The 12,645-nt window shown below is 55.2% G+C and carries 9 protein-coding genes; 5 read left to right on the forward strand and 4 right to left on the reverse strand.

The genetic code is table 11. The features are described from left to right. Positions 1-73: 73 nt before the first annotated feature. The 3 genes from TH2_RS14460 to TH2_RS14470 all read right to left on the reverse strand — a co-directional run bounded on the left by TH2_RS14460 (position 74) and on the right by TH2_RS14470 (position 6,365). Positions 74-3,544 (reverse strand): DUF4062 domain-containing protein, encoded by a 3,471-nt coding sequence (locus TH2_RS14460; RefSeq protein ID WP_008891180.1) that lies wholly within the window; start codon positions 3,542-3,544, stop codon positions 74-76. After that, positions 3,537-4,649, reverse strand: a complete 1,113-nt coding sequence (locus TH2_RS14465; RefSeq protein WP_008891181.1) for a hypothetical protein — start codon at positions 4,647-4,649, stop codon at positions 3,537-3,539. Before TH2_RS14465 ends, TH2_RS14460 begins: the two co-directional genes overlap by 8 nt. Before the next feature lie 492 nt (positions 4,650-5,141). Then, on the reverse strand, positions 5,142-6,365 hold the full coding sequence (locus TH2_RS14470) for a divergent polysaccharide deacetylase family protein (protein ID WP_008891182.1): 1,224 nt from the start codon (positions 6,363-6,365) through the stop codon (positions 5,142-5,144). Between the two features lie 271 nt (positions 6,366-6,636). Here TH2_RS14470 and TH2_RS14475 point away from each other — a divergent pair, with 271 nt between their 5' ends. From TH2_RS14475 to lexA, 5 genes are all read left to right on the forward strand, one after another. Beyond that, the gene (locus TH2_RS14475; protein ID WP_008891183.1) at positions 6,637-7,209 is read left to right on the forward strand and encodes an anthranilate synthase component II; all 573 of its coding nucleotides are present in this window, start codon (positions 6,637-6,639) and stop codon (positions 7,207-7,209) included. A gap of 44 nt (positions 7,210-7,253) precedes the next feature. Beyond that, positions 7,254-8,288: an anthranilate phosphoribosyltransferase gene (trpD, locus tag TH2_RS14480; RefSeq protein WP_008891184.1), complete on the forward strand. Its 1,035-nt coding sequence runs from the start codon at positions 7,254-7,256 to the stop codon at positions 8,286-8,288. After that, positions 8,285-9,082 carry an indole-3-glycerol phosphate synthase TrpC gene (gene trpC / locus TH2_RS14485; protein ID WP_008891185.1) on the forward strand — a complete coding sequence of 266 codons (798 nt, stop codon included), beginning with the start codon at positions 8,285-8,287 and terminating at the stop codon, positions 9,080-9,082. The genes trpD and trpC overlap by 4 nt, the downstream gene beginning before the upstream one ends. A gap of 19 nt (positions 9,083-9,101) precedes the next feature. Then, positions 9,102-9,581 (forward strand): cyclic pyranopterin monophosphate synthase MoaC, encoded by a 480-nt coding sequence (gene moaC / locus TH2_RS14490; RefSeq protein WP_008891186.1) that lies wholly within the window; start codon positions 9,102-9,104, stop codon positions 9,579-9,581. A 162-nt stretch (positions 9,582-9,743) separates the two neighbouring features. Further along, positions 9,744-10,451: a transcriptional repressor LexA gene (gene lexA, locus TH2_RS14495; protein ID WP_008891187.1), complete on the forward strand. Its 708-nt coding sequence runs from the start codon at positions 9,744-9,746 to the stop codon at positions 10,449-10,451. Positions 10,452-10,537: 86 nt separating this feature from the next. Here the strand turns inward: lexA and TH2_RS14500 are convergent, their stop codons facing one another. Further along, a complete protein-coding gene (locus tag TH2_RS14500) occupies positions 10,538-12,538 on the reverse strand; it encodes a ComEC/Rec2 family competence protein (protein ID WP_238538708.1) in 2,001 nt (666 codons plus the stop codon). Positions 12,539-12,645 lie beyond the last annotated feature (107 nt).

Raw genomic sequence — 12,645 nt, forward strand, 5'->3', positions numbered from 1 at the left:
GATCACAGGACTTGACCCAAGTCGCATTCAAATCCGCGAAAGAGCACCATCACTAGTCAGTCGGCCGCTGGACTCAGGAGATTGTCTCCCGGACCAGTGAGACAATCTTCGGTCTGATCTCGTCCTCATTCACCTGGCTACGAAGGAATTGATAGATCAATTCCACCAGCGTCAGGCCGAAGAGACGTTGCATTGAGCCACTGACGCCTTCGCCGGCCACGGCTCTCTGCAGGAAATTGCTCCCGAGGAAAATCATTGTCGGCGTCCTGCCGAAGTCTTCTGTCCGGCTGACGACCACATCATCTTCAGCTACGCGCTTCTCAAGATCGAACATTTCGTTCGCCATCTTTTGAATATCTCGTGGCATCTCGTCATAGCTGGCGATTTGTACACTTAATTCGACGACGTCAGGTCTACCAACGATTTCACCGAATTCATTCTCGAAGGCCTTAAGAAACAGGGCAAGGGCTTGCGCCGCCGCAGCCTCTGCCGCTGAGTCACCTAGCGGCATGATACTTAGGGTCACGGGTGTCTCGAATTCCAGCACGACCGTCCAAACGCTATCACCATGTGCGGTGTAGCGAACGTCAAACCCATCGACCAACCTGGTCAGCGCTTTCGAGAGCCTTTGATGGATGTCAAAACTGCGGCTGTCCTGCAATAGGAATGGTAACAAGAAGCCGGCGTACAATGGCCGCCAGTTGTCAGCGGGTTCATCCTGCGGCAGGCTTTCAAGAGCATCTACGTAAGCCTCTAAGAGCACCGGGCGCAACAAAGGAGGAAGTTGCGTCCGAACGGTTTGCAAGTGGCGGCCCATCATGCGAACTGAGAATTCTTTCGGCGCACCTTCAAGCAACGGGCTGATCAATGCAATGAACTGATCTCCGATCGATGCCTCAGTGTCGAGTGTAGCGCCAAAGGCATTTGCCACCTTGTTGAGATAAAACCGCACGTCCTCATCAAGAGAATATTCTGCGCCTCGTATGATGGCGTGATCGTATCCTGGGCCATCTGGCACCAGGCGAAAATGCTCAGCTGCTGAAAAGTAAGCGCTCGCTGCGGCCCGGCGGTTGCCAAGTTCCATCTCTGCCTCTCCAAGCTCAACATAGGCTCTGGCGATCGCTTCCTGATAAATCGTGCCTTTCAAGAGGCCTATCGCATGCAAGGCAAATAACTTTGCTTGCTCAAATCTGTCGGGAACAACCGCTGCGCTTTCGTAAAGATCATTGAGCATTCCAGCCCGAAGCCGCGAGCTGTCTGCTTCAATATCCCGGCGCCCGCAACGCTGCGCATGCTTTCCGCCGTTGTCATAGGCATCAAGTGCAGACTGAACGTCCTTCTTGTCGCGATAGACATTGCCGAGGTTGACGTAGGTCAGAGCGGTTAGAGATTCGTCACCAAGTTCAATAGATAGTGCGATCGTCTCTTTGGTAACCTTCTCAGCATCATTGAGGCGGCCGGATATTCGGTAGCGACGGCTAAGGATGTTATTGTACCAAGCTCGCTGGCGACGAGGATCGACACTTTCATTTGAGCGTTGTTCTATACGATGGGCGAGCTCATCGACCTCAGCATCGTGTCCGGAAAGGCTGGCAAGCGCCGCGGCGAGATTGCGCTCGGTGAGATCTACGCCGTATTCGTCACCTACCTCTTGAAATTCGGCAAGCGTAGGCCTGAGAACTTCAACCGCGCGCTCAAAATCCTTTGCACTGATAAAGATGGCGCTGAGCTCCAGACCTATCCGCGCAGCATCCCAGATTGCGCCGGACGTTCGGTATCGCCCTCGCGTCTCTTCAAGTCCGAGAACATCATCCTCAGCCAGCGTTCTGCGGGCACGCGATGAAAGGCTTACTTCTGCGACGCGAGCCTGTTCTTCTGGCCCTAAATTGGCCGCAAGCTTGTCGGCTTCATCGAGCAATTCAGCGGCGCGCGAAACCTCGCCCAGAAGCTCCATTGGATAAACAAGCGACAACATGAGTTCGAGTGCATCCGTGCGCCGTTCCGTATCAAGCGCCTGAACAAGCAGTTTCTCCGCGATATCGCGGCCGAGCCGGAAATCGCCAACTCTCGAGGATTGGTGCAGGGCGGCAGTCGCATACTCATCAGCTGAATTGTCAGGCAGGAGCGACACAACTCGGTACAGGAGCCGGAAATCCCCCCGTTCCTCAAAGACCGCTTGCAGCCGTCCGACGTAAAACCGCAGGCGCTGAGGAGTCTGGGAGATCTCTTCTCGCATCGACGCGGCAATATCATCATGCGAGAGCCGGAAACCTGTCGGGCTATCGTCAATAAGACGCTTCACACCTTGGAGCTGTTGGTAAAGTCCCTCGATGCTTAGGCTTTCATTACCGACGAGGCTTAGAAGCTCGTCAGCTCCCAACGGCGCGGGGCTAAGCGCAAGATAAGACAGAAGCTCTCGCGTTAAGGTTGTCATTGGAGCGCCGTGCTCTTCGCGTGCTTGCAAGAGACGTTGAATTTCGAGTGGCGTGCTTGCTGCTATCTCTCCGCTCTTAGCGATATCCCCGCCAAGCATCCGCGAAATCTCGCTCGCCTCCAGCGCAGGAACTGCGAAGATAGGAAGCCCTTCGACCGGCTCGCGTACTGTGAGGATAATCCGCTTTGCTAGCGTCGCACCGCCCCCTTGTTCTACGGCCTTCAAAAGCTCAGGAATAAACTCACACTCATCCACGACGAGTGTGATTTGTTTCGCCTCCGCCCAAGCGGTAGCGAAGCCGAGAATGGCTCCTTGCAAAGTAGAATAAACAAGGCCATTCAGGAGGTTGCCTACTGCTCCTGCACAAACCGAAAACAGGTCGAGGGGAGAAAGACCATTTACCCGAACGTAAATCGCCTGCTCTTGCTCTGCATGCTGCGCCACTAGTGTTGTTTTACCGATACCCGCCCGCCCATAGACGCAGAGAATTGGGTTCTTCTCTGATTCGGCCTTGAGGGCCGACAGCGCCTCAGGGCGATCCACTAGTTCTCCCTGCCGTCTCACCGCACGATCCAGAAGGTCTCGCGGGGAGTTTGCGAGCACGCCTCTCGCCACTTCGGGACGGATGACGAAGCGGGTAATCTCCGATGTGACGTCGTCCTTAATCCGACCTTCTAACTCTTCCGGGGTGTTGTAGTACCAGACCGTCACGTTAGACGAAGCAGCGTCAATTAGACGCGTCAGTCTCTCGTCACGGCCACTAGCGTCTGCAAAGACATAAAGGAGGAGCGGGATTCCGTGCTCCTTAGCAAACTGGTATTCGTCCTCGAGCCCAGAGATGCCCATCCCGCCGACTGAATCGATGTACCCGTAGCCGTCCCGGTAAATAGCAATCATGAGCTGTGAGTCTCGAAGCCGAGGCAGGTAAAGATTGCGCGGCTTGATACTGCGCGCACCAAGGTGCTCAAATAGAACCGGATTGTGATTGATGCTCTGGATTGCTCTGCGTGCGGCTGCGCGTTCTGCCTTACACTCCTGCAGACGTGAACTGACGAACACGTCGAGCTTGTCTTGCGTTAACTCCTTTGACCAAGCCTCAGGCTTACCCATATCCAAGCCTCATGAACAATTTCTGGTTGGTCGCAAACTTGGCCGACACGTTTGCGCCGTGGTGCCGCAAAGTGTACTCCACATCGAGCGTCAGCTGGCGAAAAACGGCCGTTAAATCTAATCCGCTAATCGTGTCGGGAGGTTCTGCGATTTCAACTCGGTGGCCAACACGCTTCCACCACTCCTCATCTAAGTTGGCGACGCCAACATAGTGGTCCTGACTATCGGTCCATTCCCTACTAAGAAGAATGTTGATTGCTGCTTGCTCAACCTGACTCTTGGAAATCGGTGTAGATGTAAGTGCTTCAATCTTTTCCGTCAGACCCTGCCTGTGGATGCGCGTGCGTGATACCGGAAAAGCGCTATTTATGACGTTGGCTCTCGCGGCTGCCACATCCTTCGGCGTTCCCTTTCGAGGCCCGAAAGGGCCGCTCTTTCGTTTTGTATGCCGAACGATATCGAAAAACCAGTGATCCGGGTTCTCCTCCTCGGTCTGAATCGTCAGCCCAAATTTGACAAAGCTAAGAGCACCCTCGAGCGGCTTGATAGTGTCGAACTGCGGCACGCCAGCGACGAATTTTGCTGTCGCAAACCCTACCTTAATCGGAGCAATTTTGGACTTCAGGTTGTCTTTCCATTCGAAAAGCATGGGGTTGGTCGTGTCAATACTCTTGATCCAGGTCGCACCTGAAAAAATTGGTTCGACCAAGGCACTATCCTTGACCATACGCATCATCATGCGGGCGTAGTTGGGCTGCATACCCAGTAGGTAGCCGCCATCATTTTTTAGGACGATGTCGATGTCCACGGAGTCGCCGTCGTCGGCGCAGCCCCACGATTCCAGACATTTGGTAGCGGCACGCAGCTCACCCTCCAGCTCGGCCACGAAAGTTAGGCGCGGGATCGGAGCCGGATAACCCCCGGCTCTATCAAATCCATACGCACAGCCAACGACGTTGGCCGTCGTCATGTGATTATTCAGGTCAACACTTGAGGTGCTGGCGTACATTACGCGCTGAAGAAAGCCGAAATCAAAACCACGGGCGGCTGAGCTCCTTGACAATGACTTCTGTTTCTTTTTCCTATTTCTCTTTTTCTTTCTCATTTTGGAGAACTCTAACTAAAAAAACGAGGACTTCTCAGCAACCTATCATTTAATTCCAATATTCGCGTGATCATGTTGGCGCTACCTAGACTCTCCTCTGTGTATTACGGTTCGAGTCAATTTGAAGCAGTCAACCTGAGAGGCACATCCGACTATTCTCGGACAGGGCTATGGCAAAAGCATAGCTCTGTCTGCAACCACCGGTCATCCACCCTCACGCAATGAAAGGCTATCACACGCAAGAAAACCATTGCACCGTGATTGTTTGTGGCAGGTCGGATGAACACACTTCCATTCGCGCTATAGCGTGTGATCGGCAGCATGAGCGAACCTAACTAAACTTGTGCCCCATCTCATCGAGAAACATCAACTAAGAACCAACGCTCCAAAAGCAAAAAAGGCCCGTTTAACCGGACCTTTCTCGATTTATGCGTCACAGAGTCTAAAGTTATGTGTCGCGTTTCCAGCTTTATGCTTCAATTCACATTACCCCTAACCTGTCACACTCCGCATCGACCGGCGCAGGACATCGGTAATCGGCACCAGCACAAAGCCCTTGGCCTGAATTTCGGGGATCCATTTGTGAAGCGCCCCGATTGTAAGATCGCGCGGATGCCCGATTGCAATGGCAAAGCCCTGTTTGCGGGCGACATTTTCGGTACGGGCCAACATATCGGCGATCTTGGCCGCATCATCGGCATCATCAATAAAGATATCACGCGTAATTGCCGGGACGCCAAAGCTGCTGGCCGTTGAATAGCCGACCGAGTCTGCGCTGGTCCGGCTATCAAGGAACATCAGGCCGCGTGACTTCATGACTTCCATGACAACACGCATGCGTTCGGGATCGGCGGTAAATTTGCTGCCCATGTGATTGTTCACACCGACATAGCCATCAAACCGATCCAGCATCCAGGACATCTCGTTCAGGATAGTCTGGCGGTCATAGCTTGCCAGCAACGCATGCGGCCCCGGATCAACCGATGCGGATGACGGCTCCATCGGCATATGCAACATCACTTCATGACCGGCCTTACGCGCGGCATTGACCTGCGCCTGCAAATCACGGGCATAGGGCAGATAGGAAATCGTGATTGGCCCCGGCAGATCGACCGTCTTGGCGGTGCGCGGCTGATCAAGGCCGGCATCATCAATCACAATCGCAATCACCGGTTTGTCACCAGTGTCCTGTGTCAGCGCGGCATATTTCTGCCACGGCTGATTTGTCGGGCCAACGGTTGCAACCGGAACATCATTGCCACTGTCGCCAGGAAGGATATCCCCACCCTGGTCCGGTTTGCGTGCGGCCGGTGCCGGCACAAAGTCCGTCAGTCCCTGCCCGCCTTGCCCGGTGGATCGGGTGGTTTCATTGTTTTCGCCGACCAGATATCCGGTGCGTCCACGCTCGGATACGTTGGCATTTTCCGAAAGCTTGTAATCCTTGCGAAGCTTCGGGGTCGGTTCCGGCTCGGCCAGGGCATAATTCGGTGCGCCTTGATCCGCTGCGCGGCCAAATTCATCCGACGCACGATCAAGTTCAAGCATGCTGCCAACCGCAATAATGGCCGACAGCGTACCCGCAACAAAGGCCCCGCCCAGCATCAGGCGACCAATGCCACCCGATTTCTTTTTCGGGGCGGTCTTTTTACGAGTGGATTTCTTGGGTGCCGCCTTCTTACGTTTGGCGGTCGGTGCCCGGGTTGCCCGGCGTGCCACGCTGTGGTCTCCAGTATTCGTTTGTTGGGATGCTCGTAGCGGCTGTTTCGTTCACTGAACGACCGCTTCCCATGTTGTGATTATACACCGATCAAGTCGGTTTGTGTTTTCACGTTTTTAAAACGGTTCTGGTTAGCGCACGGTTAAAAGATCGTAACCATCTTCACCAATGCCATCAAATAGCGAAAAAAGCCTTGCTCTGCTTCTGCTTGACGTAGCGACAAGGGCGTTTATTCTCTGGCAACTTTAATGTGCACAGGCCTTTCCTCCGATGTATCTCCTCATCGACAATTACGACAGTTTCACATTCAATCTGTGGCACTATCTGCGCGAACTCGGCCCGGAGGTCGAAGTGCGCCGCAATGATGAGATTACCGTGGATGCGGCCATGGCGCTCAATCCCGAAGGCATTGTGATTTCGCCCGGTCCTTGCGATCCGGAACGGGCCGGTATCTGCCTTGATCTGATCAAGGCCGCCGCAGGCAAGGTCAAATTGCTTGGCGTCTGTCTTGGTCATCAATCTATCGGTCAGGCCTTTGGCGGCAAGGTGATCCGTGCGCCCGAATGCATGCATGGCAAGACCGATGCGATGAAGCATTCCGGCACCAGCGTTTTTAAAGGCCTTCCCAGCCCGTTCGAAGCCACCCGCTATCACTCGCTGGTGATTGAACGCGAAACTTTGCCCGACAGCCTTGAAATAACGGCCGAAAGCGGAGATGGTCTTATTATGGGCGTGCGTCACAAAACCCATCAAATTCATGGTGTCCAGTTCCATCCCGAAAGCATCGCTTCGGAACATGGCCACGCCCTGCTTAAAAACTTTATCGACTATACCGGTGCTTAGGCCCATGCCGAACCCGCACCGGACCGCAAACCAAGGAAGACCCGATGTCGACTGATCATGATCTGAAGCCAATTCTGGCCAAAGTCGCAGATGGCGAAAAACTGACCGAAAGCGCGGCGGAGGCGGCCTTTAATGTGCTGATGTCGGGTCAGGCGACACCATCGCAGATGGGGGCTTTTCTGATGGGCTTGCGCATTCGTGGCGAAACCGTTGATGAAATCACCGGTGCCGCCCGTGTCATGCGCGAAAAGGCAACCGGCATCATTGCCCCGGAAAATGCGGTCGATACCTGCGGCACCGGTGGTGATGGCAGTGGCACCTATAATATCTCGACCGGGGCTGCGATTGTGGCGGCCGCCGCGGGTGCCACCGTTGCCAAGCACGGCAACCGCGCCGCTTCGTCCAAATCCGGGTCTGCCGATGTTTTGATGGCGCTTGGTGTTAATCTTGACGCCGATATGAAGCTTCTGGAAAAGGCGCTTCGTGACATCAATCTTTGCTTCATGATGGCGACCCGTCACCATTCCGCGATGCGTCACGTCATGCCGACCCGCGTTGAAATGGGCACGCGCACCATCTTTAACCTGCTGGGACCGCTGGCCAACCCGGCCAAGACCAAACGTCAGGTTCTTGGCGTTTTTGCCAAACAGTGGGTCGAACCGATTGCCAATGTGCTCAACCGTCTGGGATCGGTGCATGCATGGGTTGTTCATGGCCACAGCGGTCTTGATGAAATCTCGACCACCGGCCCGACCTATGTTGCCGAGGTCAAGAACGGCAAGGTCACCACATTTGAAATCAGCCCAAGTGATTTTGGGCTCGAAACCGTAACGCTTGATGACCTCAAGGGTGGTGATGCCGATGTCAATGCCAGGGCGATTACCGACCTTCTGGCGGCCAAGAAAAGCCCGTACCGCGACATCGTTCTGATGAATGCGGGTGCGGCACTAGTGGTCACCGGCATTGCCAGCGATCTGGCCGACGGCATCAAAAAGGCTGCAGACGCCATTGATAGCGGCAAGGCTGCCGAAACCCTGCAAGGGCTTGTGAAGATTACCAACGAAGGAACCCCGGCGTGAGCGACGTACTAGCCAAAATCTGCAACGACAAACGCGATCACGTTGCGGCCTGCAAGGCGCGCAAGACGCTTGCCACCCTCGAGGCCGAGGCAAAGGCACAATCCGCCCCGCGTGGTTTTATCAGAGCACTTGAAACCAGTGTTGCCGATGGCCGTTATGGTCTGATTGCTGAAATCAAAAAGGCATCCCCCTCGAAGGGACTGATCCGCCCGGACTTCAATCCGCCGGAACTTGCCAAGGCCTACAAGGCCGGCGGGGCAAGCTGCCTGTCGGTTCTGACCGACATCCCCTATTTCCAGGGCGATGACAGCTATCTGGTCGCGGCCCGGGCCGCAGTCGATCTTCCGGCCCTTCGCAAGGACTTCATGGTCGATCCTTATCAGATTACCGAGGCACGTGCGCTTGGCGCGGATTGCATCCTTCTGATCATGGCAGCCCTTGAAGACAGCTTGGCTTCTGAGCTTGAAGATGCCGCGCACAGCCTTGGCATGGATGTCCTGATCGAGGTGCACAACGCCCCGGAACTCGAACGTGCGCTCAAGCTCAAATCGCGTTTGCTGGGGATTAATAACCGCAACCTCAAAACCATGGAAATCTCGCTCACCACGACCGAGGAACTGGCAAGCATGGTCGGCGATGATCGGTTGCTGGTGGCTGAAAGCGGCCTGTTTACCCCTGATGACCTTGCCCGTATGGCAAAGGTCGGTGCGCAATGCTTCCTGATCGGCGAAAGCCTGATGCGCCAGGACGACGTCGCAACCGCCACCCGCAACCTGCTCGGCCTTGCGGCCTGATCAATACTGGACAGAACCAATGGCAGACAAGCTTTCCCATATTGATGCCGGTGGCAACGCGGTGATGGTCGATATTTCGGCCAAGGCAGAAACTGCGCGCACCGCGATTGCCAAGGCACGGGTTCTGATGTCTTCCGAAACGGCAAAGCTGATTGCCGCACGCGGCCATAAAAAGGGTGATGTTCTTGGCATTGCCCAGCTTGCCGGGATCATGGGGGCGAAAAAGACCCCCGATCTGATCCCGCTCTGTCATCCCCTGCCCCTGACCTCGGTCACCGTCGATCTGGAACTGGCCGAGGGTGTCGATGCGGTCGATATCACCGCCACCTGCAAGACAACCGGCAAGACCGGTGTCGAGATGGAAGCCCTGACTGCTGCCTCGGTCGCAGCACTGACGGTTTTTGACATGTGTAAGGCGGTTGATAAAAGTATGAGGATTACCGATTTGCGGGTCACCCGAAAAGAAGGTGGCAAGTCGGGCACCTTCATCGCGGACTAGCTTCCTGTCCCTTCAGGTCGCCTACTATTCATATTTTTTGAAGGATCACGGTGATTATTCGGTTTTTCCGTCAAATCGCACAGAGCCGCTTGACCCGCGAAAAGAACTAAAGTAGAACATCTATGTATCCTTTTTGTTCTTTTTACAGGTTCGGGAAATATCATGCTGACGCGCAAGCAATATGAGTTGCTGGTCTATATAGACAATTACCTTCGCGATCACGGGATTTCGCCCTCTTTCGATGAAATGAAAGAGGCCCTGAACCTTAAATCCAAATCCGGCATTCACCGCCTGATCACAGGCCTTGAGGAACGCGGCTTTATCCGCCGCCTTGCGCACCGTGCACGCGCGCTTGAGGTCGTCAGACTTCCGGAAAACAGCGATGATGACGCCCCGGAAACGCCAAACAATGTGACCTCGCTTGCCAGTGTGCGAAAGGCCGCGCATCGGCCAACCACGGTGCCAACCGCCTTCTCGGAAGCCGGAGAATCCGTTGGTTTGCCGCTCTATGGCCGGATTGCGGCCGGTACACCGATCGAGGCCCTTCGCGATCAAACGACCATGGTACAGGTCCCGGCCGCCCTGCTTGGTGCCGGTGATCACTATGCCCTTGAAGTATCGGGGGATTCGATGATTGATGCTGGCATTCTTGATGGTGACACGGTCCTGATCCAGCGCTGCGAACAGGCCCATGACGGTACCATCGTGGTGGCACTCGTCGATGACAGCGAAGCCACCCTGAAACGCCTGAAACGTGGGCGTGGTGAAGTTCTGCTGGAACCGGCCAATGCGCGCTATGAAACCCGCGCCCTGTCGCCAGATCGTGTGCGCATTCAGGGCCGTCTGGTCGGGTTGCTGCGTCAGTACTGATTGATTGCGCGACGTTACAAACAAAAACGCCCGGTGCACACGCCCGGGCGTTTTTGTTTTCTGCTATTTTGAGTGAGATCAGGTTCTTAGCGCCCTGCTCTGCCGCCGATGATGATCCAGGGCCAATTGCCGGTTTCCGCACGGACGGTGTTGATTGCAGGCTTTTCGCCAGCCTCAGACGGCAGCTTGATCGCAACACCGCCCTGCCACCAGAGAACATCATCATCGATTATCACGCGCGCGCCAGAGGCCTGACAGGTGGTGGGCAAATCGGTTTTCAGGCTGACAATGATATCAGCGTTGCGGCAGGCATAAAACGGATTGGCAATCCGGCTTGCGACGATGATCCGTGACCGAACGATGTTAGCGCTAACACCAAGGGAGCACGGGTCGTTCTGGCAGGCCTGTACGCGGCTTTGTTCCTGTTCGGGGCGAATGCCAAAGCGGCTCATCCAGATGCCTTTTTGAAAGTCATTCAGCCGTTCGGATGTGTGCAAGATACCGGCATCAGGATCATAGACAGCCCAGCTTTCGCGGTCGCCCGATATCAGGATTTCGGGCTCTTTGTGCAGTGCCTGAAAGATGATGGCGGCAAAAATCAGCGGAAGGACCGGCACGATCATCACCTTGTCGCGCCAGATAACGATCCAGGCCAAGGCAAACAGCCCCAAGGCAACCGCCAGCATATCAAGGCCCGAGACATACCAAAGCCCCCAGTCCTGTGCGGCAACCAGTTCGGCGGTTTCCAACAATACCGTCAATCCGGGCTTCATCGCGGCCAGTGAGAGCCCCGATAACCCAATCGGGATCAGCGCCAGCGTCACGACGATCCAGGGCATCACCCAGAATGCCATGACCGGAATGGCGACCAGATTGGCGAAGACACCGAGCATCGAAATCCGGCCAAAATGATAGCCGATGATGGGCGCAGTCACCGCCGTCACGATCAGACTGGTCAGCAGCAAACCGGCAAGATAAAGGCCAGTACGCTCGTACCAGGACAGCATCCCTTGCCGATCCAGCCAGCGCCGCCCCGGCCCGTCATAAAACGCAACAAGTGCGCCAACGGCGGCAAAGGAGAGTTGGAAACTGGCGCCAAGCGCCGCATCGGGCCGCAGGATCAAAACAATGATCGCGGCCACGCCCACAAGGCGCAGCGATATGGCACGGCGATCCAGCAGGAGTGCCAGCCAAACCACAAGCAACATGACAAAGGCGCGCTGGGTCGGAATGGTCGCCCCGGATAATCCGAGATAGACAAGCCCCGCCAGCATGGCCGCCATCGCCGCCCATTTCTTGATCGAATAACGCAAGGCAATTGATGGAATGGCCGCCAACCCGAACCGGATCAGGAAAAACACCGTCCCGCACAGCAATCCCATATGCAGACCGGAAATCGCCAACAAATGCGCAAGGCCGGATTTGCGGAGGTTATCGGCAATATCCGGGGTCACTTCGCCGCGTTCGCCGATGATCAGCGCCTTGGCAATGCCGGTTTCGGGGCCTGTCATTTCATCGCTGATGACGTTTGAGATATATTGACGCGCTGTTTCAATACCGACCAGCAATGCGTTGTTGTTTATGTCTTTTTGATTTTCCAGAACTTCGAACTGTCGTCCAAAGACAAATCCGGAAGCGGCAATATCGCTGAAATAGAGATTACGTGCAAAATCCGGGTCGCCGGGAACAGCAGGTGCGCGCAAGGGAAAGAGACGTGCGTTCGCACGGATCTGGTCGCCAATTGAAAGCGCACTATCGCCCAGAAAGCTGAGCCTTACATTCCAGTCCAGTTGGTCTTGGGCAATGCCGACAATCTCGGACGGCTGCACGGTGGCGCGGATGCGTCCATTCCGCGGTTCCAGCGCAATGATGGTGCCGGTAACCTCGGTCGTGTAGAGCGTTTTTGTCGGGATATTATCCGGGCCAAGTTCGGTATGGATGGCACTTGTCAAAGCCCCGAACGCCAAACTGGCAAGCAGTTGAAATGCGAAGGCCAGAGTGGCAAGCCGCCGCGACATCCAGAAACCGCAGCCCAGCAGAATCACCGCCAGAGCAATTTGACCAAGCCCGATACGCGCAGGGAGCAAGAAATACCCGGCGCAGCCCAACCCAAAGAAGATAACCGAGGACAGAAACCATTTATTTCTTTGGCTTGTTACAACAAAATTAATTTGTGAGAAAACACCCACAAATA

This window comes from Thalassospira profundimaris WP0211, from assembly GCF_000300275.1.
Classification (GTDB): Bacteria; Pseudomonadota; Alphaproteobacteria; order Rhodospirillales; family Thalassospiraceae; genus Thalassospira; species Thalassospira profundimaris.

Excerpts from the sequence above, each read along its gene's own strand:
- TH2_RS14460 (WP_008891180.1), bottom strand. The coding sequence starts at position 3,544 with ATGGGTAAGCCTGAGGCTTGGTCAAAGGAGTTAACGCAAGACAAGCTC.
- TH2_RS14465 (WP_008891181.1), bottom strand. The coding sequence starts at position 4,649 with ATGAGAAAGAAAAAGAGAAATAGGAAAAAGAAACAGAAGTCATTGTCA.
- TH2_RS14475 (WP_008891183.1), top strand. The coding sequence starts at position 6,637 with ATGTATCTCCTCATCGACAATTACGACAGTTTCACATTCAATCTGTGG.
- trpD (WP_008891184.1), top strand. The coding sequence starts at position 7,254 with ATGTCGACTGATCATGATCTGAAGCCAATTCTGGCCAAAGTCGCAGAT.
- moaC (WP_008891186.1), top strand. The coding sequence starts at position 9,102 with ATGGCAGACAAGCTTTCCCATATTGATGCCGGTGGCAACGCGGTGATG.
- lexA (WP_008891187.1), top strand. The coding sequence starts at position 9,744 with ATGCTGACGCGCAAGCAATATGAGTTGCTGGTCTATATAGACAATTAC.